Source organism: Pseudomonas sp. ASL8 (assembly GCF_056680355.1).
In genome coordinates, this window is sequence record NZ_CM155278.1 from 2,947,182 (window position 1) to 2,973,478 (window position 26,297).

Below are 26,297 nucleotides of genomic sequence, written 5' to 3' on the forward strand. Positions count from 1 at the left end.
ATCTCCTAGATTCGAATCAAGTGGCCACTGGCCGGGAGTAACTGGCCATCCAGTAATGCGCCCTGTTCGCCGAGGCTTAGTCTTCCTTCGGCAAACCATCGTATTGCCAGCGGATAAATCTCGTGTTCCTGAGCATGAACCCGGTGTGCCAGGCTGGCTGGCGAGTCGTTCAACTCTACCGGGATTACTGCCTGTACGACCAGTGGACCCCCATCGAGTTCCTCTGTCACGAAATGCACGCTGCAGCCGTGTTCGCTGTCACCAGCTTCAAGCACTCGCTGGTGAGTATGCAAGCCCTTATAAAGCGGCAGCAGAGAAGGATGGATATTAAGCAGGCGGCCCTGATAGTGACGGACGAATGTCGCACTCAATATGCGCATGAATCCGGCGAGCACCACCAGCTTCGGCTGAAAGGTGTCGATCAGCTCGATCAGCGCGGCATCGAAGGCCTCTCGACCTTCGAACGCCTTGTGATCGAGGACGCGGGCTTCGATGCCTGCGTCCCTGGCGCGCTGCAGACCGAACGCATCGGCGCGGTTGGAGATCACCGCGCGGATACGGACAGGGTTGTCGACACCCTTGAAGCTGTCGATCATGGCTTGCAGGTTGCTGCCGGTGCCAGACAGCAGCACCACCACATCACACGTTGCAGGTATCTGCACTGACATCAATGTACCTTGAGGTTTTTCAGCTCGACCTGCGCAGCGCCTTCAGCAGCGGTGGCGATCTGACCGATGACCCAAGGTTGCTCGCCAGCTTCACGCAGCACGTTCAAGGCCACTTCGACGTGTTCCTGAGCGACGCAGATGACCATGCCCACGCCACAGTTCAGGACGCGGTGCATTTCCGTTTCAGCGACATTGCCTTGCTGCTGCAGCCAGTCGAACACGGCAGGACGCTGCCAGCTGGCGACATCGACCACCGCCTGAGCGCCTGCTGGCAGTACGCGCGGGATGTTGTCCAGCAGGCCGCCGCCAGTGATGTGGGCCATGGCCTTGACTGCGCCAGTGTCCTTGATCAGCTTGAGCAACGGTTTGACATAAATGCGGGTGGGCGCCATCAGCAGGTCGGTCAGCGGTTTGCCGTCGAGCTGGATGTTTTCGATGTCGGCACCGGCCACTTCGATGATCTTGCGGATCAGCGAGTAACCGTTGGAGTGCGGGCCGGAAGACGGCAGGGCGAGCAGGGCATCACCGGCGGCGACTTTCGAACCGTCGATAATGTCGGCTTTTTCCACGACACCGACGCAGAAACCGGCCAGGTCATAGTCTTCGCCTTCATACATGCCAGGCATTTCTGCGGTTTCGCCGCCTACCAGCGAGCAACCGGACAGCTCACAGCCAGCGCCGATGCCGGTCACGACCTGAGTCGCGGTCTCGACGTTGAGTTTGCCGGTGGCGTAGTAGTCGAGGAAGAACAGCGGCTCTGCGCCGCAAACCACCAGGTCGTTGACGCACATGGCGACCAGATCGATGCCGATGGTGTCGTGTTTGTTCAGGTTCAGCGCCAGACGCAGCTTGGTGCCCACGCCGTCGGTGCCGGAGACCAGTACAGGCTGCTTGTAGCCGGCCGGGATTTCGCAGAGGGCGCCGAAGCCACCCAGACCGCCCATGACTTCCGGACGCTTGGTGCGCTTGGCCACGCTCTTGATGCGTTCGACCAATGCTTCACCGGCGTCGATGTCTACACCGGCGTCTTTGTAGCTCAGGGAGGGTTGCTTGCTCATAATCCAGGCCTTTAAGGGGATTCGGGGGGTCGACCGAAGTCGGCAGGGCCTCTCGAAAAACGCTGCATACAAGGAATGCTGCGTTTTCAGGGGCCACCGCCATCGCCAGTCTGCGAAGGCGCGCGATTTTATCAGGCTTACAGGGCAGCGGCCATCCTTAGGCCGACGGGCAGGCTTATTAGAACCCAAAATAATCGATGCATGCGCTCAAGCTGGCTCGTTTGTCGGCGGCTGTATAAGGTGTCGCTATGATTTTGTATGAATGATTCGGCTCGATGTGTGGTCTGAACCATGTCAGTCGTTTTCACGCGGCCTTTTTCATGCCGCTTTTGCCCGTCGGGAACCTTCCATGCGTCTTTCTAAATTATTGTTTGTGGGCTGCCTTTCGTTGATCAGCCTGCCCAGCGTTGCTGAAACCGTGAGCAACTTGTATCAAGTGCGTGAAACCGTCAGTGGGCAAACCCCTGATGAGCGCACTCAGGCCACGCAACGCGCGTTGGAAACCCTGATTCTGCGGCTGACGGGTGATCCCAAGGCCCTGCAAAGCGCTGGCCTGGCCGGGGTGCGCAAAGACCCGCAACAAATTATCACTCAGTTCGGCTACGAAGCGGGTCCGCCAGAGAGCTTGCTGGTTGATTTCGATCCCGCCAGCACCGAGCGCTCGCTGCATCAGGCAGGCTTGCCTGTGTGGGGCAGTAACCGTCCGACGATTCTCGGTTGGTGGTTGAGCGACGCCACTGACGGCTCCAATCTGGTGGGTGACGGTCAGAGTGCCGCCGAACCCCTGCGTCGTGCGGCGCAGCACCGTGGTTTGCCGTTGCGTCTGCCTTTGGCGGACTTGAGCGAGCAGATCGTCGCGACGGCCAAGAATCTTGAAGGCACTGACTCCACGCCGTTGAAGGCCGCTTCCGAGCGATATGGCGCCGATGGTTTGCTGGCGGTGCATGCCCGTGAAGAGAATGGTCAATGGCAGGGTAAATGGCGTTTGTGGCTGGGCCAGCAGAGTGAGCAGGGCACGGCCACCGGCGCGGACAGCGGAGCCTTGGCCGATGCTGTACTGCTGGCGGTCAGCCAGCGTCTGGCGCCGCGCTATGTGGTCAAGCCGGGTGCGTCGACCGGGCTGGTACTGGAAGTGCAGGGCATGAACCTTGAACGTTACGCTCAGTTGAGTCGCTTGCTCGATCCATTTGGCGCCAAGCTGAAAACGGTGAGCGGTGATCGCATCACCTATGAGGTCAACGGCAGTGCCGATCAACTTCGTTCGCAATTGTCCCTGGCCAAATTGCAGGAAGTCCCTGCGGGCGAGGTGAGTGCTGCAGTTCCGGCGCAGCAACCTCCGGTCGATGGTGCTGCCCCCGTGACACAACCGTCTTCTGCACCGCAGTTGCACTTTCGTTGGTAACGGCTGGAAGGCGCATCGGATTGGTTTTTATTCTTGGGTTTGAGGGGCGGTAATGGCTGACTCACGTCGTTGGTTCTGGATTGGCGGGGTTGTCCTGCTGTGTGTGTTTGTGTTTTTGCTGCATCCGATCCTGACGCCCTTTCTGATTGCGCTGCTTTTGGCCTATATGGCCGACCCTTTGGTCGATCGGCTGGAAGCTGCCGGGCTGTCGCGCACCTTGGGTGTGGTCGCGGTGTTCGGCTTGTTCACCATGATTCTCATGGCGCTGCTGCTGGTGCTGGTGCCGATGCTGGCCAAGCAGTTGTTCCGCCTTTATGAGTTGGCGCCACAGATACTCGATTGGTTGCAGCACACGGCATTGCCATGGACCCAGGCCAAACTGGGGCTGGCTGATGGTTTCTGGAAGTTCGACAAGGTCAAGGCCGCCATTTCCGAACACATGGGGCAGACGGGCGATATTGTCAGCGTGGTGCTGGCCCAGGCGACCGCATCCAGTCTGGCGTTGATTGGCTGGCTGACCAATCTGGTGCTGATCCCTGTGGTGTGTTTCTACCTGCTGCGCGACTGGGACGTGATGATGGCCAAAGTCCGCAGCCTGTTGCCGCGCCATCGCGAAGGACAGATCGTCAAGCTGGCAGGCGAGTGCCATGAAGTGCTGGGTGCCTTTATTCGTGGTCAGTTATTGGTCATGGTTGCGCTGGGCTTTATCTATGCCGCCGGCTTGATGCTGGTAGGTCTGGAGTTGGGCTTGTTGATCGGCGTGATTGCCGGTCTTGCTGCGATTGTGCCGTACATGGGGTTTGTAATTGGCATCGGTGCTGCCGTCATCGCCGGGCTGTTCCAGTTCGGTGGCGACCTGTACCCAATGATGGGTATCGTCGCGGTGTTCATGGTCGGTCAGGCCCTGGAAGGCATGGTTCTCACCCCGTTGCTGGTGGGTGACCGGATTGGTCTGCACCCGGTGGCGGTGATCTTCGCGATTCTGGCGGGCGGTGAGCTGTTCGGTTTCACGGGTGTGCTACTGGCGTTGCCGGTGGCGGCCGTCATCATGGTTTTGGTGCGCCATGTGCACGACCTCTATAAAGAGTCGGATATTTACGGTGGCATGGGAGATCCTGATCTGTAGGTGATCCGTCTGTTACACCGCATGACGCGAAGCAATCGCAAACCTTTGATTTTGCTTGTGGTCTGCCGCATTGTGCGCCCGGCGTCACCGGTATAAACTTTGCCCACTTTACACAGAGGCCCCTAGCGGCTCGCTTGAGCCGTTCAGCCAGCATGAAACCGATTCAGCTGCCCTTGGGTGTGCGTCTGCGTGATGACGCCACCTTCATCAATTACTATCCAGGCGCCAATGCCGCAGCACTCGGCTATGTTGAGCGGCTGTGCGAAGCCGACGCTGGCTGGACCGAAAGCCTGATTTATCTCTGGGGCAAGGACGGCGTCGGGCGTACGCACTTGCTGCAAGCCGCCTGCCTGCGCTTCGAGCAGTTGGGCGAACTGGCGGTTTACCTGCCGTTGGCAGAGGTGATGGATCAAGGCGTCGAGCTGCTCGATAATCTCGAACAGTACGAACTGGTTTGCCTGGATGACCTGCAAGCGGTGGTTGGCAAGCCGGAGTGGGAAGAGGCGCTGTTCCATTTGTTCAATCGCCTGCGCGACAGCGGCCGTCGCCTGTTGATCGCAGCGTCCCAGTCTCCACGGGAATTGCCGGTCAAACTTCTCGACCTCAAATCACGGCTGACCATGGCCCTGGTGTTCCAGATGCGTGGCCTGTCCGATGAAGACAAGCTGCGCGCCTTGCAGCTGCGCGCTTCGCGCCGTGGCCTGCACCTGACTGATGAAGTCGGTCATTTCATCCTGACGCGCGGCACCCGCAGCATGAGCGCGCTCTTCGACCTGCTCGAACGTCTCGATCAGGCGTCGCTGCAAGCGCAACGCAAACTGACGATTCCTTTCCTGAAGGAAACGTTGGGTTGGTAGCGCGGCCGTGGTAGATCGCGAGCTGTTGCTGCAAACAGCGGCGGCGCTGCGTCATGCCCGGCGCATTCTGATTATTACCGGGGCTGGCTTGTCGGCCGACTCGGGCCTCCCGACTTATCGGGGTGTTGGCGGGCTGTATAACGCAAAGACGGCGGACGGGCTGCCCATCGAAATGGCGCTGTCCGGTCCGATGTTGCGCCGCGACCCTGCGCTGTGCTGGAAATATATCGCCGAGTTGGGCAGGGCTTGTCTTGGTGCGCAACCCAATGCCGCCCATTACGCCATCGCTCAGTTACAGCGGCTCAAGCCTGAATGCTGGGTTCTGACGCAGAACGTCGATGGCTATCATCGTGCCGCTGGCAGCCCACCTGAACGCTTGATCGAAATCCACGGGCAGTTGGCGCCGTTGTTTTGCCAATCCTGTGGCGCGGTCGACCCGGAGCTGAGCGAGCACCTGCAACGGCCATTGCCGCCCTTGTGCAAGCACTGCCATGGGGTCTTGCGCCCGCCAGTGGTGTTGTTCGAGGAAATGTTGCCCGAGCGGGCGCTGGAAACGTTGTACGAAGAAATGGCCAAGGGTTTCGACGCTGTATTGAGCATCGGCACCACCGCCAGCTTCCCGTATATTCACGAGCCGGTCCTGCGGACGCGGGTGTCGGGAGGCTTTACCGCCGAGATAAATCCGACGCCGACCGACCACAGCGCAGGCATGGATGTTTTCCTGGGCTGTAGAGCCTTAGAAGTTATGGAGGAACTGGTAAGTCACATTTAGATCGATTGAATTTGCAAATGAGGGTGATAGAAGGCATAGTCTCACCTCCTTTACATCATCAGCCACGGTCGTGCCCATGCTAAATCGCTTCGCACCCCTCGTGCCTCTCGCACTGGTTTCACTCCTTTTTGGTTGCGCGGCTCACATGCCTGCCTCGAACCAGCAGCACGTCCAGAATCAGGCTCATACCTCGATTACTGCACAGTCTGCACGCTCCTCCCAGATGGCCGACGGATCTGACTCCGTGCTGTCCGAAGAGTTGATCACTGAAAAAGAACTGGCCGAGTTTTCTGACAGCAAGCCTTACCGCATGCCAGTCCTTGCCGACAGCATCCTGGAACGCGGCATGTCCCTGATCGGTACCCGTTATCGTGTAGGCGGTACGTCGGAAGCCGGTTTCGATTGCAGCGGATTCATCAATTACCTTTTTCGTGAAGAAGCGGGCATGACGTTGCCACGTTCAACTCGCGACATGATCAACCTGAATGCTCCGCTGGTTGCTCGCAACAACCTGAAGCCGGGTGATCTGCTGTTCTTCAGTACCAAAGGTCGCGGTCGTGTCAGCCATGCCGGCATCTACTTGGGCGATGATCAATTCATCCATTCCAGCAGCAGCCGCAGCGGTGGTGTTCGGGTCGATAGCCTGGACGACAGCTACTGGAAGAAGACCTTCATCGAAGCTAAACGTGCGTTAGCGATGGCGCCGACTACAATCCAAACCCAACGCTAGTCATTACCGGAGCGTGTAACTCAAGTTACACGCAGTTCGGGCTCCCGGCAGAGTAAGCCGCATCCAGATCAGGTTGTTGTGTTTATGTCGATTACGGTACGCCTAGGGTTGATTACATTGGTCGCTGCGCTTCTTGGCGCTTGCGCAAGCCACGCTCCACCCCCTTCAAAGCCACGGGTTGTTCGACCTGTTGCGCCTATGACTTCCGAGTATTCCTCGCCTGCCGCTGAAGACGTGTTGTTTCGCGCGCTGGGCCTGGTCGGCACGCCTTATCGCTGGGGCGGCAATACGCCTGATTCGGGCTTCGATTGCAGTGGGTTGATTGGTTATGTCTACCGTGACGCGGCCGGCATCGCGCTACCACGCTCGACCCGTGAGTTGATTGTGATGCACGCGCCGGACGTCGGACGTAACGCTTTGCAGTCAGGTGATCTGTTGTTCTTCGCCACTTCAGGCGGTTCGCAGGTCAGCCACGCCGCGATCTACGTGGGGGAAGGGCGCTTTGTGCATGCGCCAGCAACGGGCGGCACAGTGCGCCTGGACAGCCTCGACAACAGCTATTGGCAAAAAACCTATCTCAACGCCAAGCGCGTCATTCAGCCAGAGCATCTTGCGCGTAATACCCCCTGATTTTGACGTGATCGCAGCGCGCAGGAAATCCTGCCCCGTCGAAAGCGGGGCTTACTGCGCCTTCGCTGCTGTCACCCGCCAGATTTTATTCCCCACGTCATCGGCCACCAGCACGCCGCCATGCTGATCATTGATCACGCCCACCGGACGGCCCTGGGCCTTGTCGTCTGCGTTGAGAAAACCGGTCAACAGGTCGACGGGCGCGCCGCTGGGTTTGCCGTTGGCGAACGGTACGAATATCACCTTGTAACCACTGTGGGGTTTGCGGTTCCACGAGCCGTGCTGGCCGATGAATACGCCTTGGGTGAACGGTGCCGGCAGCGATTTCCCGTCACTGAAGGTCAGGCCCAGAGACGCCGTGTGGGGTCCGACGGCGTAATCCGGTGCAATGGCCTTGGCCACCAACGCCGGGTTCTGGGGTGAGACACGCACATCCACATGCTGGCCGTAGTAGCTGAACGGCCAACCATAAAACGCGCCATCCTTCACTGACGTAATGTAATCGGGCACCAGATCGCTGCCGATTTCGTCGCGCTCATTGACGGCGGTCCACAGCTTGCCCGTCTGCGGTTCCCAGTCCATGCCATTGGGGTTGCGCAGGCCGGAGGCAAAGATCCGGTGCGCGCCTGTCGCGGCATCGACTTCCCAGATCGCGGCTCGATCTACCTCCTTGTCCAGGCCGTTCTCACCGGCATTGCTGTTGGAACCCACGGTCACGTACAGCTTTTTACCGTCTTTGCTGGCAATGACGTTCTTGGTCCAGTGGTGATTGAGTGTCCCTGCGGGCAGGTCTGTCACCTTGCTTGGCTCGCCGGTAATCGAGGTTTGCCCGTTTTCATAATGGAAGCGCAGCAGTTGATCGGTGTCAGCGACATAGAAATCGTTGCCGACCAAGGCCATGCCAAAGGGTGAATTGAGGTTTTGCAGGAACACGGTGCGGGTTTCAGCAACGCCGTCATGATCTTTGTCGCGCAGCAGGGTGATTCGGTTGGCGGACGCTACGCCCGCACCCGCACGGCCCATGACCTTGTTCATGACCCAGCCCCGAATGCCCTTGCTGTCATCGGGCTTGGCGGGTGAGTTGGTTTCGGCGACCAGTACATCGCCGTTAGGCAGCACGTACAGCCAGCGCGGGTGATCCAGGTCTTCGGCAAACGCCGCCACCTGGGTGCCCGGTGCAGCGACAGGCTTCGCACCCTTTGCCCAGCCCACGGCAGGGGCGATGTTCACGGTCGGCATCAGGGTTTTGTTCGGTTCCGGCAGCTTCGGTTGCGGGCCGGTGCCTTCCGCTATTTGCAGGCGGGCGGTCTCGCCGCAAGCAGCAAGGCCGGCCATCAGTACAAGCAGTACTGCCAACTGAGGTCTGAGTGTGAACATGAGGATCTCCATGAAAAACGAAAGGTGCGCGTAAAGCAGTAGAGGAGGGTGGGCTGTCGAGGTTCAACCTTTTGCAGGTGAGTTGATAGTTAGCAAGCTTAGTAGGTGGCGCGAGAGGGCTGTCGTTTAATATCAATCAATATGCCTCGCACGGGGCAAACAGCTTTATTAAACGAAAGGAAAGGGCGCTTCGATTGACGCTCTACCCCCAACCCTCTACCCTTCGCGACGTGTTTCAGGTGCTCAGCCATCGCTGATGGGCTGAGTGAAACAGGGAAGCCGGTGAGGGCGCGTCCAGCGACCGATTCCGGCGCTGCCCCCGCAACGGTAAATGAGTCAAAGCTGCGCATTCAGTCACTGCATCGTAAAGGATGTGGGAAGGCGCGCAGTGAGGGCAAAGCCCGCTCATGAGTCCGGAGACCGGCCTGATCCATCCAACAGCATCACGGCGGGCGATGCTCTGCGCAGGGTCTTTTTTGACCGTGCTGGCAGTCAATTCCTGTGCCTTCCGTTTGCTTTCGCGTGCCCTGCTCAAACGGAGAGCTGAGATGAACGAATCCCCCGAACGTGACGAACGCCACCTGGCGCGCATGCTGCGTAAAAAAGCCGTGATGGACGAGCGTATCGCCAGTTCGCCGAATGAATGCGGGTTGTTGCTGGTCCTGACGGGGAACGGCAAAGGCAAAAGCAGCTCCGCGTTCGGCATGCTCGCCCGCGCCATGGGCCACGGGATGCAATGTGGCGTCGTGCAGTTCATCAAAGGTCGCAACAGCACCGGTGAAGAGCTGTTCTTCCGTCGTTTCCCCGAGCAGGTGCGTTATCACGTCATGGGCGAGGGCTTCACCTGGGAAACCCAGGACCGCCAGCGCGATATCGCCGCCGCCGAAGCTGCCTGGGAAGTGTCCCGGGAAATGCTGCGCGACCCAGGCATCGGCCTGATCGTGCTCGATGAACTGAACATCGCCCTCAAGCACGGCTACCTGGATCTGGAGCAGGTTCTCAGTGACCTGCAAAGCCGTCCGCCGATGCAGCATGTGCTGGTGACGGGGCGTGGCGCGAAACCCGAGCTGATTGATCTGGCCGATACGGTTTCCGAGATCGCTGTGGTCAAGCATGCCTTCCAGGCCGGTATCCGTGCGCAGAAAGGCATCGAGCTATGAGCAGTCCTTCATGAGAGCGCCGCGTCACTGCCCGGCGGTATTGATCGCCGCGCCGGCTTCAGGCCAGGGCAAGACCACCGTGACTGCCGCGTTGGCCCGACTGCACCGTAATCAAGGGCGCAAGGTTCGGGTGTTCAAATGCGGCCCGGATTTTCTCGACCCGATGATTCTCGAGCGCGCCAGTGGTGCGCCGGTCTATCAGCTGGATCTGTGGATGGTCGGCGCGGATGAAAGCCGCCGTCTGTTGTGGGAAGCGGCGGGCGAAGCCGACTTGATTCTGATTGAAGGGGTCATGGGCTTGTTCGACGGTACGCCGTCCAGCGCAGACCTGGCGCGCCATTTCGGCGTACCGGTGCTGGGCGTGATCGACGGCACCGCCATGGCCCAGACCTTTGGCGCGCTGGCCCTGGGCCTGGCGCGCTATCAGCCGGACCTGCCGTTTGCCGGGGTCTTGGCCAATCGCGTCGGCACCGTGCGCCACGCGCAACTGCTCGAAGGCAGCCTGACGGAGGGCTTGCGCTGGTACGGCGCGTTGTCGCGAGAAACCGGGATCGAATTGCCCAGCCGTCATTTGGGCCTGGTGCAGGCCAGCGAACTGAATGATCTGGATGCACGCCTCGACGCAGCCGCCACCGCTCTGGGCAGCACGTGCGAGGTGTCCTTGCCGCCCGCAGTCGAATTCGACGCGCCCGACATCGTCAACACTGAACCCTTGCTTGAGGGGGTGCGCATTGCCATCGCCCGGGACGAGGCGTTTGCCTTTACCTACGGCGCCAGCCTTGACCTGCTGCGAGCCATGGGCGCCGAGTTGTCGTTCTTCTCGCCGATCCACGACACCTTGATTCCCGATGCCGACAGCCTTTATCTGCCTGGCGGTTACCCCGAATTGCACCACGTCGCGCTGGGTCAAAACCTGCCGATGCTGGCCGCCATTCGCGCTCATCATGCCGCGGGTAAACCCCTGCTGGCTGAGTGCGGCGGCATGCTTTACCTGCTTGATGCCTTGACCGATGTCGACGGTCAGCGTGCGGAGCTGGTAGGGCTGCTGACGGGCGAAGCCGTGATGCAGAAACGTTTGGCCGCGCTGGCTTTGCAAGCGGTCGAACTGCCGGAAGGCTTGCTGCGTGGGCACACCTATCACCACTCGCTGACCAGTACCGAGTTGCAGCCCATCGCCCGAGGCCTGAGCCCTAACGGTGGACGCGGCGCCGAGGCGGTTTATCGTGACGGGCGCATGACGGCGTCTTACGTGCACTTCTATTTCCCTTCTAACCCTCAAGCGGTTGCGGCGCTTTTCAAACCATGAATGATCAGGCGTTCAGCCCCGACGAACGTGCGGCGGTGTATCGAGCGATTGCCGAGCGTCGCGACATGCGCCACTTCATCGGTGGCAGCGTGGCGCCAGAGCTGCTGGCGCGATTGCTCGAAGCGGCGCATCAGGCGCCCAGCGTCGGGTTGATGCAGCCGTGGCGCTTTATTCGCATCAGCGACCGGTCGCTGCGCGAGAGCATCAAGGCGCAGGTCGAGGCCGAGCGGATTCTGACCGCAGAAGCCTTGGGTGAGCGCTCCGACGATTTCATGAAGCTCAAAGTCGAAGGCATTAACGATTGCGCGGAAGTGCTGGTCGCGGCGCTGATGGATGATCGCGAGCGGCATATCTTCGGGCGCCGCACCTTGCCGGAAATGGACATGGCGTCCTTGTCCTGCGCGATTCAGAATTTGTGGCTGGCAGCACGTGCCGAAGGGTTGGGTATGGGCTGGGTTTCACTGTTCGAGCCGCAAGCGCTGGCCGACCTGCTGGGCATGCCGACGGGTGCAAAACCCTTGGCGATACTGTGCCTGGGGCCGGTGGCCGAGTTTTACCCGGCGCCCATGCTGGTGCTTGAAGGGTGGGCGCAGGCGCGTCCGCTGAGCGAATTGTTGTATGAAAATCAGTGGGGAGTGAGTCGATGAGCGTGGCGTTGCTGAGCGTCGCCGGGGTCGCGCTGGATGCGCTGCTGGGCGAGCCGAAACGGGCGCACCCGCTGGTGGCGTTCGGGCGCTTTGCCGACCGGATTGAGCGGCGCTTCAATTCGGCCGGGCGCGGTTGGCGCAGTCATGGGGTCACCGCCTGGTTCATTGCGGTGATCCCCTTGACGCTGCTGGTGACTCTTTTCAGCTGGTTGCCCTATATAGGCGGGTGGGTGGAGGTTCTGGCGCTGTATTGCGCGCTGGGTCTGCGCAGCCTTGGCGAGCACGTCGAGCCGGTGGCGCAGGCCCTGCGCAGCGGTGACCTGGACGAAGCCCGTCGTCGCGTGGGCTATCTGGTCAGTCGGCAGACAGCGGAGCTGGACTCGACCGAAGTCGCCCGCGCGGCCACCGAGTCAGTCCTGGAAAACGGTAGCGATGCAGTGTTCGCCGCCCTGTTCTGGTTTGTTGTCGCGGGGGCGCCGGGGGTGGTGTTGTATCGCTTGAGCAATACCCTGGATGCCATGTGGGGCTATCGCAATGAACGTTTCGAACGGTTTGGCTGGGCGGCGGCAAAGATCGACGATGTCTTGAATTACATTCCGGCACGGCTGGTGGCGTTGACCTACGCGCTGCTGGGCAACACCCGACTGGCCCTGCGCTGCTGGCGTTCTCAAGCGCCCGGCTGGGACAGCCCGAATGCCGGTCCGGTAATGGCCGCCGGTGCGGGCGCGCTGGGCGTGGAGTTGGGCGGGGCCGCGATTTATCACGGTGAGCTGCACCAGCGTCCGCAATTGGGCGAAGGCGTGCCTGCTGATGCTCAGTCGATCGATCGTGGCTGGCAATTGGTCCAGCGCGGTGTCTGGTTGTGGTTGCTGGTCCTGTGCGCGGGGGCTGAACTGTATGCTTGAGCACGGCGGTCGCTTGCGCGGTGCAGCGTTGCACTACGGCATCGCTGAAGCCGAGTGGCTGGACCTGTCCAGTGGTATCTCGCCCTGGCCCTGGCCGATCCCGGAAATCCCGGCGCGGGCCTGGGCGCGATTGCCGGAAACCGACGATGGCCTGGAGCTGGCGGCCTGTGCTTACTACGGTGCCCCCCGCGTGCTGCCGGTGCCCGGTTCGCAAGCCGCGATTCAGGCGTTACCGCGTTTGCGTCGTGCGGGCAAGGTCGGTGTGTTATCGCCGTGTTATGCCGAACATGCCGAAGCCTGGCGTGCCAATGGTTTTCGGGTGCGTGAAGTGTTCGAGCACGAAGTGGATTTTTTCATCGACAGCCTCGACGTGTTGGTGGTGGTCAACCCGAACAACCCCACCGGGCTGAGCATCGCCCCGGAGCGCTTGCTGGAATGGCACGCGCACCTTGCCCAGCGCGGTGGCTGGTTGGTGGTCGATGAAGCCTTTATGGACAACACGCCGCAGTTGAGCCTGACCGCCGAAGCCTGGCGCGTGGGCCTGATTGTGTTGCGTTCGTTCGGCAAGTTCTTCGGGCTGGCGGGCGTGCGTCTGGGCTTTGTCATTGCCGAACCACAGTTGCTCAAATTGCTGGCGCGGCAGATTGGCCCTTGGGCCGTCAGTGGGCCAACGCGCGTGCTGGGGCAAGTGTGCTTGAGCGATGTCGAAGGTCATCGCCTGCAACGCTTGCGTACCGAGCACGCCAGCCAGCGCCTGGCTGAACTGCTGAGCCGGTATGGCTTGAAGCCTCAGGGTGGTTGCGCGCTGTTTCAATGGCTGACGACCCCACACGCCGCTCGGATTTATGAGTTCTGTGCTCGGCGCGGGATTCTGTTGCGGCTGTTCCTGAACACCAGCAGTCCCCATCACAGCAGCCTGCGTTTCGGCCTGCCGGCTGAAGAAGTCGACTGGCAACGGTTCGAACAAGCCCTCAGCGAATACACCAAGGAAATACCATGACCACCTTGATGGTGCAGGGTACGACGTCAGACGCCGGTAAAAGCACGCTGGTGACCGCGCTCTGTCGCTGGTTGACCCGTCAGGGCGTTCGCGTGGTGCCTTTCAAACCGCAGAACATGGCGCTCAACAGCGCAGTGACGGCGGACGGTGGCGAGATTGGCCGAGCGCAAGCGGTGCAGGCCCAGGCCGCCGGCCTCGAACCGCACACTGACATGAACCCGGTGTTGCTCAAACCCAACAGCGACACGGGCGCGCAGGTCATCATCCATGGTCGGGCGGTGACCACCATGAACGCAGTGGCGTATCACGGCTACAAAAAGATCGCGATGCAGGCGGTGCTGGCCTCGCATCAACGCTTGAGTGCGGCCTACCCGGTGGTCATGGTCGAAGGTGCCGGATCGCCTGCCGAAATCAACCTGCGCGCAGGCGATATCGCCAACATGGGTTTCGCCGAAGCGGTGGATTGCCCTGTTCTGTTGATTGCCGATATCAATCGCGGCGGGGTCTTTGCCCATCTGGTGGGCACCCTGGAACTGCTGTCCCCGAGTGAGCAGGCGCGGGTCAAAGGTTTCATCATCAACCGTTTTCGTGGCGATATCGCCCTGTTGCAACCGGGCCTCGACTGGCTGGAAGCGCGCACCGGCAAACCGGTGGTTGGCGTGCTGCCGTACGTGATGGATTTGCACCTGGAGGCCGAAGATGGCCTCGATCAGCGCCAGACCGACAAGGTCGAACAGGTGCTGAATGTGGTGGTGCCGGTATTGCCGCGCATCAGCAATCACACTGATTTCGACCCGCTGCGCCTGCACCCACAGGTGAATCTGCAATTTGTCGGCCCCGGTCAGCCGATCCCGGCTGCGGACCTGATTATCCTGCCCGGCTCTAAAAGCGTGCGCAGCGATCTGGCATTCTTGCGCAGCCATGGCTGGGATATCGCCATCGCCCGACACTTGCGCTATGGCGGCAAGGTGCTGGGCATTTGTGGCGGTTTGCAGATGCTCGGCCAGCACCTTCATGACCCGCTGGGGCTCGAAGGTGCGCCCGGTTCCAGTGCCGGTCTGGGCTTGCTGGACATCAATACCGTGCTGGAAGAACAGAAACAACTGCGCAATGTGCGTGGCCATCTCGCACTGGAAGACGCGCCCGTGAGCGGTTACGAAATTCACGCGGGGGTGACCACTGGCGCGGCGCTGGAGTATGCCGCCGTGCGCCTTGATGATGGTCGCCATGACGGTGCACAGAGTGCCGACGGGCAAATTCTCGGCACCTACCTGCACGGCCTGTTCGAGTCGCCGCCAGCGTGTGCTGCATTGCTGCGCTGGGCGGGCCTGGAGAACGCGCAGCACGTCGACTACCACGCGCTGCGCGAACGCGACATCGAGCGACTGGCGGACCTGGTGGAGAACCACTTGGATGGCGTGCTTTTGCGAACCCTGTGTGGTTTGGACAGCACTGGTTTGGAGGGCAACTGACATGCTGCAACTGATTCTAGGCGGCGCTCGGTCGGGCAAAAGTCGATTGGCCGAGCAGTTGGCCACCCAGAGCGGCCTCGACGTCATCTATATCGCCACCAGTCAGCCGCTGGATGGCGAAATGAGCCAGCGCGTGGCGATCCATCGCCAACGTCGTCCTGACAGCTGGGGCCTGATTGAAGAACCGCTCGAACTGGCCCGTGTACTGGTCGAGCAGGCCAGTGCCGGGCGTTGCCTGTTAGTGGATTGCCTGACCTTATGGCTGACCAATCTGCTGATGCTCGAAGACCCTGAACGTCTGGCCCTCGAGCGCGAGACGTTGTTGAACTGCCTTGCCGGGTTGCCCGGTGAAATCATTTTTGTCAGCAACGAAACCGGGATGGGCGTCGTGCCCCTCGGTGAGCTGACTCGCCGTTATGTCGACGAAGCCGGCTGGCTGCATCAAGCCCTGGCCGAACGTTGCCAGCGCGTGGTGTTGACCGTCGCTGGCCTGCCCTTGACCTTGAAAGGACCCGCAATATGAGCAATTCCTGGTGGCTGAAACCGGCGCAGGCAATCAATAGTCAGGCGCGTGAAGAGGCCCTGGCCCGTCAGCAGCAGTTGACCAAACCGGCTGGCTCCCTCGGGCAGCTGGAACGGGTAGCGGTGCAACTCGCCGGGTTGCAGGGGCGACTCAAACCCTGCGTCGATAACCTGTGGATCGCTATTTTTGCGGGTGATCATGGCGTGGTTGCAGAAGGGGTTTCGGCTTTTCCGCAGGAAGTCACCGGACAAATGCTGCATAACTTCGTGACCGGCGGTGCGGCAATCAGCGTGCTGGCGCGTCAGCTTTCGGCGCAGCTGGAAGTGGTCGATCTGGGGACGGTATCGCCGTTGAACCTGCCGGGCGTCCGGCATTTGCAGTTGGGCGCGGGCACCGCGAACTTCGTCGAAGGGCCGGCAATGACCGAGGCGCAGGGTTTGCTCGCGCTGGAAGCCGGGCGCGACAGTGTTCGCCGTGCATTGGCGGCGGGCGCGGAGCTGTTTATTGGCGGCGAGATGGGCATCGGCAATACTGCGGCGGCCAGCGCATTGGGGTGCGCCTTGCTCGAATGCCGGGCGCAGTTGCTGGTCGGGCCGGGCACTGGGCTCAATGCGGCGGGCGTCACGCACAAAGCGTTGGTCATCGAGCGCGCGCTGGCGCTGCATGCTGAGCATGCCGGCGATCCGCTGCGCACTTTGTTCTGTCTGGGCGGCTTCGAGATTGCAGCGTTGGTCGGTGCCTACCTGGCCTGTGCTCAGGAAGGTATCGCGGTGCTGGTCGACGGCTTTATTTGCAGTGTTGCGGCCTTGGTTGCAGTGCGCTTGAATCCATCGTGTCGCGACTGGCTGTTGTTTGGCCACCGTGGCGCCGAGCCGGGTCACCGGCATTTATTGGAAACCTTGCAGGCCGAACCCTTGCTCGACCTTGGCTTGCGCCTGGGTGAAGGCAGCGGCGCAGCGTTGGCCGTGCCTTTGCTGCGTCTGGCCTGTGAGCTGCACAACGGCATGGCGACGTTTGCCGAAGCAGCAGTGGCGGATCGCCCGGCATGACCTTGCGTCTGGATCTGCTGCGTCATGGCGAAACCGAGCTCGGCGGTGGCCTGCGTGGCAGCCTGGACGACGCCCTGACCGCCGCTGGCTGGGCGCAGATGCGCGCGGCGGTGGCGGAGGCCGGCCCTTGGGATCGAATCGTCAGTTCGCCGCTGCAACGCTGTGCACGCTTTGCCCAAGAGCTGGCTGACCAGTTGGCATTGCCGATGCACATGGACGCTGATCTGCAGGAGCTGCACTTCGGTGACTGGGAAGGGCGCAGCGCTGCGCAACTGATGGAGACCGATGCTGAGAGCCTGGGGCTGTTCTGGGCCAATCCTTATGCGTTTACCCCGCCCAAGGCTGAACCGCTGACGGCGTTTTCCGCGCGGGTATTGGCGGCGGTCGAGCGACTGCATCAGGCCTATGCCGGTCAGGGTGTGTTGCTGATCAGCCACGGCGGGGTGATGCGCCTGTTGCTGGCTCAGGCCCGGGGTTTACCGCGTGAGCAGTTGCTTCAGGTTGAAGTCGGGCATGGCGCACTGCTGACGCTTCAGGTCGGCAGCGGCTGCGTGTTGAGCGAATGAACCTGTCGCCCTTCTGGATTGCCCTGCAGTTTCTCAGCAGCCTGCCCATTCGCCTGCCGGGCATGCCGGAGCCGCAAGCATTAGGGCGGTCGTTGTTGTTCTATCCGTTGGTGGGGCTGCTGTTCGGGCTGCTGCTGATGGGCTTCAATGCGCTATTGAGTGGTACGCCGTCGATGTTGCACGCGGCCTTGCTGCTGACGGCCTGGGTGTTGCTCAGCGGTGGCATGCACCTGGACGGACTTGCCGACAGCGCTGATGCGTGGCTCGGCGGTTTTGGTGACCGTGAACGCACCCTGACCATCATGAAAGACCCGCGCAGTGGACCGATTGCGGTCGTGACCCTGGTGCTGGTGCTGCTGCTTAAATTCTGCGCCCTGCTGGCAGTGATCGAACACCCGCAGAGCGTGGCCTTATTGCTGGCCCCATTGATCGGGCGCAGCGCCATGCTCGCGTTGTTTCTGGGCACGCCGTATGTGCGGGCGGGCGGGCTGGGGCAAGCGCTGGCCGATCACCTGCCGCGTACGCTGGGCCAGCAGGTTTTGCTGGCGAGCGCAGTGGGGTGCGTGCTACTGGCAGGCATGAGCGGGCTGATCGCTCTGTTGGTGGCGTGTGTCTGCTTTTTCTGGCTACGGCACCTGATGCTGCGCCGACTCGGGGGCACTACCGGCGACACCGCCGGCGCGCTTTTGGAATTGCTGGAAGTGGCGGTGCTGGTGGTGTTGGCGTTGGTTTGACGTATCAAAGCGTGTATTGGCCCTTTGTATTGTCCATATTCCCTCTCATTGACACCCGTTGCACCCAGCGCGTAGTTTTGCTCGTTTGTATGACGGGCATAGACGCCTACTTTGCAGGGCTTGATGAGCGAGCCGGAGAATAAAAATGACATCGGTCTGGCGTACCAGTGGTTGGATTTTGCTGGGGAGTGCGTTGATCCTCGCGTTGTCCCTGGGTGTGCGGCATGGCTTCGGATTGTTTCTGGCACCCATGAGTGCCCAGTTCGGTTGGGGGCGTGAGGTATTTGCCTTTGCGATTGCGTTCCAGAATCTGATCTGGGGCCTGGCCCAGCCGTTCGCCGGCGCACTGGCGGATCGTTTCGGCGCGGCGAAAGTGGTGTTTGTCGGTGGGATTTTTTATGCCGTGGGCCTGGCCTGCATGGGCATGGCCGATTCGCCGTTGTCCCTGTCCCTGAGCGCCGGTGTATTGATTGGTATCGGTTTGTCCGGCACCTCGTTTTCGGTGATTCTGGGCGTGGTCGGTCGAGCGCTGCCACCCGAGAAGCGCAGCATGGGCATGGGCATCGCCAGTGCTGCCGGTTCATTCGGTCAATTCGCCATGCTACCCGGCTCCCTCGGCCTGATTGGCTGGCTTGGCTGGTCGGGGGCATTGCTGGTGCTGAGCGTGCTGGTAGCGATGATCCTGCCGCTGGTGGCGATGATCAAAGACGTGCCGACGCCGCTCACCGGAGGCGAACAAACCCTGCGTGAAGCCCTGCATGAAGCCTGTACCCACTCGGGTTTCTGGCTCTTGGCCTTGGGATTTTTTGTCTGCGGATTTCAGGTGGTATTCATCGGTGTGCATCTGCCGGCGTACCTGGTTGATCAGCACCTGCCCGCCAAAGTCGGCACCACGGTGCTGGCCCTGATTGGCCTGTTCAATATCTTCGGCACCTACACGGCCGGCTGGCTGGGCGGGCGCATGTCCAAGCCGCGCTTGCTGACCAGCCTGTACCTGATGCGCGCGGTGGTAATTGGCTTGTTCTTGTGGGTTCCGCTGAGTGAGACCACCGCTTACCTGTTCGGCGTCGCCATGGGCCTGCTATGGCTGTCCACCGTGCCGCTGACCAACGGTACGGTCGCCACCCTGTTCGGGGTGCGCAACTTGTCGATGCTCGGTGGTATCGTCTTCCTGTTCCACCAATTGGGTGCCTTCCTCGGTGGCTGGTTGGGTGGCGTGGTGTATGACCGCACGGGGAATTACGATTTGATCTGGCAAGTGTCTATCCTGCTCAGCTTGATGGCTGCCGCCCTGAACTGGCCGGTGCGCGAGCGGCCGGTGGCGCGGTTGCAGGTTCAGGGCGTGGTGTTGTGAACAGCGTCTGGCCTTGGCTTGGTGGCATAACCCTCGGGTTTTTGCTGCTGGCGCTGGTGTGGTGGGGCTGGCAGCACATGGGGCTGGGGGCACTGCAATTGGGCATGAGCACTTGCTAGGTATCACCACGGGTGACGCGAATTTTGCCTTTCAGACACATTGACCTCTATCGAAGTTTTGGGATGCTGTGATGACAATTCGCTGGTGTTCGATTCCCGTTTTACTGCTGATGATGGGCGGTCCTGTGTTGGCTGCCGGGTGCCCGCCACTGCTGCAAGGCGAGCTGCCAAAATTGCGCGCCAAAGAGACTATCGACTTGTGTCAGCGTTTTGAGGGCAGGCCGCTGGTGGTGGTAAACACCGCAAGCTTCTGCGGTTTCGCCCCGCAGTTCAAAAGCCTTGAGGCCTTGAATCAACGTTACAAGGGGCAAGGTCTGGAAGTGATCGGCGTGCCCTCCAATGACTTCAAGCAGGAGTCAAAGGACGATGCGGAAACCGCCAAGGTCTGCTACGTCAATTACGGCGTGACCTTCACCATGACCGATCCTCAGCAGGTCAAGGGCCCGAATGCCACCCACCTGTTCAAAGTGCTGGCGGAGCAGAGCAGCGAGCCGCGCTGGAACTTCTATAAATACGTGATCGACCGTCAAGGTAACGTGATCGCCCATTTTTCCAGCCTGACCAAACCCGATGATGCCGCTTTTATTGCGGCTGTCGAGAAAGCCATCGCGTCAAAACCCTGAAGGCCTGAACCTCAAGCCGCGACCATGAAAAAGCCCTGCATCCATCACAGATGCAGGGCTTTTGCGTATTCGGCTGGCGAGCCGTTCAGCTCGCCGCGAATGGGCTCATCAGAAGCGGTAAGTCACAGAGGTACCGAAACCGTGGGCGCTGTTGTTGTAGGTGGAGCTGTAGGTGCCCTTGGTCGGGCTGGCCAGATTGACGGTGGTGTCTTCTTCCTTGAGGTAGGAGTAAGCCACGTCGATGGTCAGATCGTCTGTCGGGCTATAGCCAGCGCCGAAGCTGATGATTTTGCGGTCGCCAGTCGGGATGCGCGGTGAGCGGTTGGTGTCGTTGGTGGGCGACTGGTCAACCGAGAAGCCGGTGCGCAGGGTCCACTGCTTGTTGAGCTTGTACGCGGCACCGATAGCGTGCGCCCAGGTGTCGTGCCAGTTCTGCTCTTCGGTGATCGTGCCGATCGGGCCTGCGCTGCCACCCAATGCCGCTGCGACACCGCTGTTCTTCACGGTGATGTCTTGCAAACGGCTCCAGCGGGTGTAGGTGGTACCCGCGTAGAGGGTCCAGTCGTCGTTCAGTTCGTGAGTGACCGAAAAGTCCGTGGATTCAGGTGTCTTGAGGCTGAGCGAAGCGTCGTACTTGCTGCCGCTGTACGGACCAAAGCCTGCGCCATCAATTTCGGTGTGGCCATCAAGTTTGAAGTCGACCATCGAGTGGTAGGTCAGGCCTACACGGGTGTGGTCGGTGACTTGAGCGAGGATACCGATGTTGTAACCAAGGGCGGTGTCGTTACCCTTGATCTTGACCTGGCCGTCAGGGCCTACGCCAGCACGGGTTACTGTCGGGGTGGCCGAGGTCAATTCGCCGTCGATACGGTTGATGGTCGGACCAAAACCGATGGAGATTTTGTCGTTGAACGCGTAGCTGACGGTAGGCTGCAAAGTAACGACTTTCACGTCACTCTTTTTACCGTAGTAGCGACCAGCGAAGCCATGTTCATACTGGGTGACCAGGCCGAATGGGGCGTAAATGCCGACACCGAAGGTCCAGTGATCATCGATGGGCTTGACGTAGTAACCCATGGGTACGGCGATGAGTGGAACCATATCGCCATCATTGCTGCCGCCGAATGGACGGCCGACACCGTCATGGATATCGGTTTTTGCGTCGAGAACTACAGCGCCCAGGCTGACCTGCTCACGCTTGATGCGCGACATACCGGCAGGGTTACCGAACACAGTGCTGGCGTCTTCGGCAGAGGAGGAGCGACCGGCGAAACCAGTGCCCATGCCGCTGACGCTCTGCTCGTTGACCGCGAAGCCTGAGGCAAAAACTTGAGTGGATACCATGCCGATGGCGAGGCTAAGTGTGGTCTTGAGCATTACTTTTTTCATTATTAGAACTCCGTGTTGATCACCGGGCGGAAATTACCAACATTTTCGCCTAAGCGCCATAGCCTGAATGGCCCGAGATAGAGCCTTCTTGTAGGACAATTTGCCCAAGTGCGTCGATCTGCAGCGATCTTGCAGCTGGAGAAAAACCTCAGGCAACGTGATGAAGGGGGGCTACGCAGGAGTGCCAGGCCGCAGTGAAATCGCGTAAGCGACCCTGTGGCTGGAAGGTTTGGCGCCAAATTCTTGCCATGGCCAGCACGTCGTCTTCAGCGGGCAAGGGTTTACCTTGTGCTTCGATCAACAGCCAGGCAATGGCGGTGGCATAACGCAGATTAACGGTCAGTTCCAAGTGCGGCCCCTTGAGAAATGCGTGCTGACTGGCAAGGCCTCGAACGAGACTGGCTCGTTCCGGGTCCAGCGCCAGGTAGTCATCCCAGAGATGCTGGTGACGAACTTCGGTGATGCGGTACAGCCCATGAGCGCGCCGGCTGTCCAGTGCTTCGCCGAGTGCCGATTGGCTGGCGGCGACCCCGAGCAGCAAGGATTCGGCAGTAGAGCAATAGCGGCCGAGATAGATCAGCGTGGGGCGGATCACATATCGACACAGTTCACTGGCGGCGATTCCCATAAAGCCCTCGTTACATCCCTTGTAAAACAATTAGGGCCGGCGAGGCCGTGGCGCGTGGCAGCGGTGAATCGGATCAGGCTCGCCGGAAGCAGCCAAGGCCGCTTGAGTTGAAGTGTAGTGTCATATTTCGAACGTAAAGGGCTGTTTTTAAAATATTTGTGCCAGCCGGTTCTGGCGCATATATCCCTTTGTGCTTAGCTCATGCTTATTGCTCGGGTGATAAAGGAACAAATATCCAGGCGCAAAGCAGGCCGTTGGAAACTGCCAGTCCAGCCGCACGGCAAATCGCAGGCAATAAAAAACCTCGCTTGCAAGGGCGAGGTTTTTTGGTGGAGCGTTTCAGCCAGCGGCTGGCATTCCGTCAGGCAACCAGTGCCTGGCGTGTACGCTCGATCACGGCTTGCAGCGGCTCGGCGCTGGAATACTGATCGGGGTACAGACGTTCGCTGTGACGAGCGATGCCGTGTTCGTTGACGATGGTGAAGCTGAAGCAGCCTTTGCGAGCGGCCATGATCAGGCAATTCATTGGGGCAAATGCGCTGGTTAGAGTGCGAATGGCATTCTGAGTCTGGATATGAGTAGTCATAGTTATGGGTGTTTCCTACAAACGACACGGTATAAGACCGTGCAAAATAAAAACGTTCCAGTAAAACGCGGGCCAGTGCAAAGCACGGCGGGGCGAAGAACCTGACTGGAACAAAGCAGACAGTTTGAAGCGCGCTTTATCGTATGGCGCTTGGGCTGACTGGTAGGTACTTAGGAGGGCAGGCAACACAACAAGGGCAAAGGTTCGAGGCCCGGGGTGAAGTTCCTGATCAATCTGCAGGTTGGTTGAGTCAGGGCACGAGAGCTGCGCTACACCCTTCCCGTCATTGAGGAAGGCCGTGTGTCGAGTTCATGCCTGGAAACCATCGAGGTGGTCGATCCCGTGTGGTCGGCAACACTTTCACATTGGAAAAGCGCTTACCGGGGGACTGTTTCGACCATAATTGACTTTCAGCTTGGTACTAACTGCCGCGATGATAGCGGATCGAGTCCTGGATTGGAAGCCAGCTAATCAAATTAATTGCAGGTGCGCGTGGCTGGCTGTGGTAGGGGTAATGCCGTCTACCGAGTTCTATGCAAATGTTCGGTCAAAATGAGGGTCGCGTTATAACCGCCAGTGATCGAGTTGTACACACTGGGGCGACAACCTGTCATGCCACTGTCACATCCGATCCCAAGCGCTTGATTTCTTGTGGTGAATTATTAAGTCAATGAAAAACATCGTTTTTTTTCATTGGTGAAAAAAGCGTCAGTTTGAACGCAGGCCACGTTCTATAGGCGTTTGCGAAGGTTCACGGTGGGTTGTCCACTGAGTTATCCACAGCTTCTGTGGATTGTCCCGAGCGCTTGCTCTAGTCCGCGGGTGCCATGGGTGACGTAGGGAAATTCGCAAAATTCCCCGTGGAAATGATCGTTTATCAATGGCGCCCGCTATTTCTTTTTGGAATTAATCGGCTCGGATAAGGGCACCGACTGTCGCCCTGGCGGGCTGTTCTAAGCATAATGCCCGGCACGCTGCCCCTCAGCGCAAAGACGTTATAACCCCCGGAGTTTTTATGGCATTTGACCTGACCAGCCTGCTGCTTGGCCTTGCTGGCGCGGCATTGCCCTTGCTGGCCTTGGCTTGGCAGTTGCAGCGGCGGCTGGCGCAGCAGCAGGCCGACGCGGCGCTGCTCGACGAGCGTCTGAGTACTGCGCAGTTGGCTCAAGATGGCCTTGGCGCCCAGCTCGACGCCAGCCGTGACGAAATCAGTGACCTGAGCCACGCCAATGCGGCCAAACAGGCTGACCTCGCGGCGGTGCGCCGGGAAGTCGAACTGCTGCGTCAGGAGCGCGATAACGCCCACGAAACCGCTCAAGGCTGGAGTCTGGAGCGTGCCAGCAAAGAAGCCGAGCTGCGCCGTCTTGACGCGCACTGTGCATCGCTGAGCGCCGAATTGCGCGAGCAGCAGGAAAGCCATCAACAGCGCCTGAGCGATCTGCAAGGGTCGCGTGATGAATTGCGTGCGCAGTTTGCCGAGCTGGCCGGGAAGATCTTCGATGAGCGCGAACAGCGGTTCGCCGAGACCAGCCAGCAGCAGTTGGGGCAGTTGCTCAATCCGTTGAAAGAGCGGATTCAGTCCTTCGAAAAACGCGTTGAAGAAAGCTATCAGCAGGAAGCTCGCGAGCGTTTCTCGCTGGGCAAAGAGCTGGAGCGTCTGCAGCAGCTCAATCAACGCTTGAGCGATGAAGCCACCAACCTGACGCGCGCACTCAAGGGCCAGAAGACCCAGGGTAATTGGGGGGAATTGATTCTTGAGCGGGTGCTTGAGCATGCAGGGCTGGAAAAAGGGCGTGAATACCAGACGCAGGTCAGTCTCAAAGGCCCGGATGGCGAGCGCTTTCAGCCGGATGTGCTGATTATGTTGCCCGGCGACAAGCAAGTGGTAGTCGATGCCAAGGTCAGTCTCACCGCTTACCAACAGTACGTCAGCGCCGATGACGAGGTGATTGGTCAAGCCGCGTTGAAGCAGCATGTGCTGTCCTTGCGCAACCATGTCAAAGGCCTGTCGGGCAAGGATTACAAGCGACTCGAAGGTTTGCACAGCCTGGACTTTGTGTTGCTGTTCGTGCCCATCGAAGCGGCCTTTTCCGCCGCGTTGCAAGCGGAGCCAAACCTGTTTCAGGAGGCGTTCGATCGCAACATCGTGATCGTCAGCCCGACCACCTTGCTTGCCACCTTGCGCGTGATCGACAGCCTGTGGAAGCAGGAACGTCAGAGCCAGAACGCGCGGGAAATCGCTGAGCGGGCAGGCTGGCTGTACGACAAGTTCGTGTTGTTCATCCAGGACCTGGACGAAGTCGGCAACCGCCTGCAACAGCTGGACAAAGCTTATGGGGCCGCCCGCAACAAACTCACCGAAGGGCGCGGCAACCTGGTCAGCCGCAGCGAGCAACTGAAGCTACTGGGTGCTCGCGCCAGTAAAAACCTGCCAGCGGACCTGCTTGAAAGGGCGATGACCGATGACGACGGGGTGGTGCAGTTGCCTGAGTGATCCTGAGTGGAAGCGAATTCATTTGCGAAGACCCTCTCCCTGTCGTAATTGATTCTTTTAAATAAACCAATGTCGCTTTTGCCCACACATTTTTCGACCGATTGATCAATAATTCACAACATTTTGCCTATCTGGATCTGCCATGTTCAGCCTGTATCACGTTCAATCATGAGTGCGCCGCGTAAAAGTGCCGATGCTTTTGCCTTGCAAGTCATGCTGGGCCTCTGCCTGATCTGGGGCGTGCAACAAGTGATGATCAAGTGGGCTGCGCCGGATATAGCACCCATCATGCAGGCTGCTGGTCGCTCGGGTATTGCCGCGCTGCTGGTGGGCATTCTTATGGTCTGGCGTGGTGGTCTGCGGCACATGAGCAGTACCTGGCGCGGCGGTCTACTCGCCGGTGCCTTGTTTGCACTCGAGTTCCTGTTTATCTCCGAGGGCCTGCAATTGACCTCGGCGGCACACATGTCGGTTTTTCTTTATACCGCTCCGGTATTCACTGCGTTGGGCCTGCACTGGCTGCTGCCCAGCGAACGCTTGCGCACCCTGCAATGGATGGGCATTTTTCTCGCGTTCGCAGGCATCACCACGGCCTTTGTTGGCGGCCTGTCATTGAGTGGCATGGACCGCAATATGCTGATCGGCGACACACTGGGTGTTCTTGCGGGCATGGCGTGGGGCGCAACCACGGTGGTGGTGCGGGCGTCGCGGCTGTCTGAAACGCCGGTGACGCTGACCTTGTTCTATCAACTGATGGTCGGCTTTGTCGCCTTGTTGCTGATTGCCGTCAGCAATGGTCAGGTCAGCCACGTGACCCTGACGCCTGTCGCAGTCGCCAGCGTGCTGTTTCAGGCGCTGGTTGTTTCCTTCTTCAGTTATTTGATCTGGTTCTGGTTGCTGCGCCGTTACCTGGCGTCAAATCTGGCGGTGTTCTCATTCATGACACCGCTGTTTGGCGTGACCTTCGGCGTGCTTCTGCTTAATGAACCGTTGAGCTTCAACTTCGTGATCGGGGCAGTATTGGTGCTGTTGGGGATTACGCTGGTCAGCGGCGAGCAGTGGATACGCCGCCGTTTTAAGCCCAGGGCTTGATTGACCACATGATCAGAGAATCCGGGCTTA

General features: G+C 59.9%; 27 protein-coding genes and 1 riboswitch. Of the genes, 21 read left to right on the top strand and 6 right to left on the bottom strand.

The features are described 5' to 3' along the window. Window positions 1-5: 5 nt before the first annotated feature. Together purN and purM are read right to left on the bottom strand one after the other, a co-directional pair. Window positions 6-656 carry a phosphoribosylglycinamide formyltransferase gene (gene purN, locus AC1MEA_RS13525; protein ID WP_219063974.1) on the bottom strand — a complete coding sequence of 217 codons (651 nt, stop codon included), beginning with the start codon at window positions 654-656 and terminating at the stop codon, window positions 6-8. Window positions 657-667: 11 nt separating this feature from the next. Continuing rightward, window positions 668-1,726, bottom strand: a complete 1,059-nt coding sequence (purM, locus tag AC1MEA_RS13530; RefSeq protein ID WP_219063933.1) for a phosphoribosylformylglycinamidine cyclo-ligase — start codon at window positions 1,724-1,726, stop codon at window positions 668-670. A 349-nt stretch (window positions 1,727-2,075) separates the two neighbouring features. On the opposite strand from purM, the gene AC1MEA_RS13535 reads away from it, so the two are divergent. From AC1MEA_RS13535 to AC1MEA_RS13560, 6 genes are all read left to right on the top strand, one after another. After that, window positions 2,076-3,128: a DUF2066 domain-containing protein gene (locus AC1MEA_RS13535; protein WP_480416462.1), complete on the top strand. Its 1,053-nt coding sequence runs from the start codon at window positions 2,076-2,078 to the stop codon at window positions 3,126-3,128. Window positions 3,129-3,180: 52 nt separating this feature from the next. Then, the gene (locus tag AC1MEA_RS13540; RefSeq protein WP_480416463.1) at window positions 3,181-4,254 is read left to right on the top strand and encodes an AI-2E family transporter; all 1,074 of its coding nucleotides are present in this window, start codon (window positions 3,181-3,183) and stop codon (window positions 4,252-4,254) included. Between the two features lie 152 nt (window positions 4,255-4,406). After that, window positions 4,407-5,111 (top strand): DnaA regulatory inactivator Hda, encoded by a 705-nt coding sequence (gene hda, locus AC1MEA_RS13545; RefSeq protein ID WP_219063930.1) that lies wholly within the window; start codon window positions 4,407-4,409, stop codon window positions 5,109-5,111. A 7-nt stretch (window positions 5,112-5,118) separates the two neighbouring features. Then, window positions 5,119-5,883 carry an NAD-dependent deacylase gene (locus AC1MEA_RS13550; protein WP_449633626.1) on the top strand — a complete coding sequence of 255 codons (765 nt, stop codon included), beginning with the start codon at window positions 5,119-5,121 and terminating at the stop codon, window positions 5,881-5,883. Between the two features lie 76 nt (window positions 5,884-5,959). Further along, window positions 5,960-6,613: a C40 family peptidase gene (locus AC1MEA_RS13555; protein ID WP_449633627.1), complete on the top strand. Its 654-nt coding sequence runs from the start codon at window positions 5,960-5,962 to the stop codon at window positions 6,611-6,613. An 84-nt stretch (window positions 6,614-6,697) separates the two neighbouring features. Further along, on the top strand, window positions 6,698-7,243 hold the full coding sequence (locus AC1MEA_RS13560) for a C40 family peptidase (RefSeq protein ID WP_480416464.1): 546 nt from the start codon (window positions 6,698-6,700) through the stop codon (window positions 7,241-7,243). A 51-nt stretch (window positions 7,244-7,294) separates the two neighbouring features. Here the strand turns inward: AC1MEA_RS13560 and AC1MEA_RS13565 are convergent, their stop codons facing one another. After that, window positions 7,295-8,620, bottom strand: a complete 1,326-nt coding sequence (locus AC1MEA_RS13565) for a PQQ-dependent sugar dehydrogenase (protein WP_480416465.1) — start codon at window positions 8,618-8,620, stop codon at window positions 7,295-7,297. A 220-nt stretch (window positions 8,621-8,840) separates the two neighbouring features. Next, a riboswitch (cobalamin riboswitch) is annotated at window positions 8,841-9,063 on the top strand. A 105-nt stretch (window positions 9,064-9,168) separates the two neighbouring features. Here AC1MEA_RS13565 and cobO point away from each other — a divergent pair. The 13 genes from cobO (at window position 9,169) to AC1MEA_RS13630 (ending at window position 20,078) form a co-directional block, all read left to right on the top strand. Next, a complete protein-coding gene (gene cobO / locus AC1MEA_RS13570) occupies window positions 9,169-9,780 on the top strand; it encodes a cob(I)yrinic acid a,c-diamide adenosyltransferase (protein WP_322217519.1) in 612 nt (203 codons plus the stop codon). A gap of 10 nt (window positions 9,781-9,790) precedes the next feature. Next, window positions 9,791-11,086 carry a cobyrinic acid a,c-diamide synthase CobB gene (locus tag AC1MEA_RS13575; RefSeq protein ID WP_449633629.1) on the top strand — a complete coding sequence of 432 codons (1,296 nt, stop codon included), beginning with the start codon at window positions 9,791-9,793 and terminating at the stop codon, window positions 11,084-11,086. Beyond that, a complete protein-coding gene (gene bluB / locus AC1MEA_RS13580) occupies window positions 11,083-11,733 on the top strand; it encodes a 5,6-dimethylbenzimidazole synthase (RefSeq protein WP_480416466.1) in 651 nt (216 codons plus the stop codon). The genes AC1MEA_RS13575 and bluB overlap by 4 nt, the downstream gene beginning before the upstream one ends. Continuing rightward, the gene (gene cbiB / locus AC1MEA_RS13585) at window positions 11,730-12,638 is read left to right on the top strand and encodes an adenosylcobinamide-phosphate synthase CbiB (RefSeq protein WP_480416467.1); all 909 of its coding nucleotides are present in this window, start codon (window positions 11,730-11,732) and stop codon (window positions 12,636-12,638) included. Before bluB ends, cbiB begins: the two co-directional genes overlap by 4 nt. Further along, window positions 12,631-13,638: a threonine-phosphate decarboxylase CobD gene (gene cobD / locus AC1MEA_RS13590; protein ID WP_480416468.1), complete on the top strand. Its 1,008-nt coding sequence runs from the start codon at window positions 12,631-12,633 to the stop codon at window positions 13,636-13,638. Before cbiB ends, cobD begins: the two co-directional genes overlap by 8 nt. Next, the gene (locus tag AC1MEA_RS13595) at window positions 13,635-15,110 is read left to right on the top strand and encodes a cobyric acid synthase (RefSeq protein ID WP_480416469.1); all 1,476 of its coding nucleotides are present in this window, start codon (window positions 13,635-13,637) and stop codon (window positions 15,108-15,110) included. Before cobD ends, AC1MEA_RS13595 begins: the two co-directional genes overlap by 4 nt. 1 nt (window position 15,111) lies before the next feature. Next, complete coding sequence (cobU, locus tag AC1MEA_RS13600; protein WP_219063921.1) at window positions 15,112-15,633, top strand: bifunctional adenosylcobinamide kinase/adenosylcobinamide-phosphate guanylyltransferase; 522 nt, start codon at window positions 15,112-15,114, stop codon at window positions 15,631-15,633. After that, entirely contained in the window at window positions 15,630-16,682 is a 1,053-nt protein-coding gene (gene cobT / locus AC1MEA_RS13605) for a nicotinate-nucleotide--dimethylbenzimidazole phosphoribosyltransferase (protein WP_480416470.1), read from the top strand. Before cobU ends, cobT begins: the two co-directional genes overlap by 4 nt. Next, window positions 16,679-17,248, top strand: coding sequence for an alpha-ribazole phosphatase family protein (cobC, locus tag AC1MEA_RS13610; protein ID WP_480416471.1), 570 nt, complete (start codon window positions 16,679-16,681; stop codon window positions 17,246-17,248). Before cobT ends, cobC begins: the two co-directional genes overlap by 4 nt. Window positions 17,249-17,250: 2 nt before the next feature. Further along, entirely contained in the window at window positions 17,251-17,982 is a 732-nt protein-coding gene (locus AC1MEA_RS13615) for an adenosylcobinamide-GDP ribazoletransferase (RefSeq protein WP_480918141.1), read from the top strand. 145 nt (window positions 17,983-18,127) lie between these two features. Next, a complete protein-coding gene (locus AC1MEA_RS13620) occupies window positions 18,128-19,336 on the top strand; it encodes an MFS transporter (protein WP_480416472.1) in 1,209 nt (402 codons plus the stop codon). Next, window positions 19,333-19,455: a hypothetical protein gene (locus AC1MEA_RS13625; protein WP_449633638.1), complete on the top strand. Its 123-nt coding sequence runs from the start codon at window positions 19,333-19,335 to the stop codon at window positions 19,453-19,455. The genes AC1MEA_RS13620 and AC1MEA_RS13625 overlap by 4 nt, the downstream gene beginning before the upstream one ends. 71 nt (window positions 19,456-19,526) lie before the next feature. After that, the gene (locus AC1MEA_RS13630) at window positions 19,527-20,078 is read left to right on the top strand and encodes a glutathione peroxidase (protein ID WP_480416473.1); all 552 of its coding nucleotides are present in this window, start codon (window positions 19,527-19,529) and stop codon (window positions 20,076-20,078) included. Window positions 20,079-20,186: 108 nt separating this feature from the next. On the opposite strand, the gene AC1MEA_RS13635 is transcribed toward AC1MEA_RS13630, so the two are convergent. The 3 genes from AC1MEA_RS13635 to AC1MEA_RS13645 form a co-directional block, all read right to left on the bottom strand. Beyond that, window positions 20,187-21,467: an OmpP1/FadL family transporter gene (locus AC1MEA_RS13635; protein WP_219063916.1), complete on the bottom strand. Its 1,281-nt coding sequence runs from the start codon at window positions 21,465-21,467 to the stop codon at window positions 20,187-20,189. Between the two features lie 148 nt (window positions 21,468-21,615). Beyond that, entirely contained in the window at window positions 21,616-22,095 is a 480-nt protein-coding gene (locus AC1MEA_RS13640) for a hypothetical protein (protein WP_219063915.1), read from the bottom strand. Between the two features lie 361 nt (window positions 22,096-22,456). Continuing rightward, the gene (locus tag AC1MEA_RS13645) at window positions 22,457-22,681 is read right to left on the bottom strand and encodes a hypothetical protein (RefSeq protein WP_219063914.1); all 225 of its coding nucleotides are present in this window, start codon (window positions 22,679-22,681) and stop codon (window positions 22,457-22,459) included. Between the two features lie 1,129 nt (window positions 22,682-23,810). On the opposite strand from AC1MEA_RS13645, the gene AC1MEA_RS13650 reads away from it, so the two are divergent. Next, window positions 23,811-25,175: a DNA recombination protein RmuC gene (locus tag AC1MEA_RS13650; RefSeq protein WP_449633781.1), complete on the top strand. Its 1,365-nt coding sequence runs from the start codon at window positions 23,811-23,813 to the stop codon at window positions 25,173-25,175. Between the two features lie 168 nt (window positions 25,176-25,343). Next, window positions 25,344-26,267: a DMT family transporter gene (locus AC1MEA_RS13655; protein WP_480416474.1), complete on the top strand. Its 924-nt coding sequence runs from the start codon at window positions 25,344-25,346 to the stop codon at window positions 26,265-26,267. Window positions 26,268-26,297 lie beyond the last annotated feature (30 nt).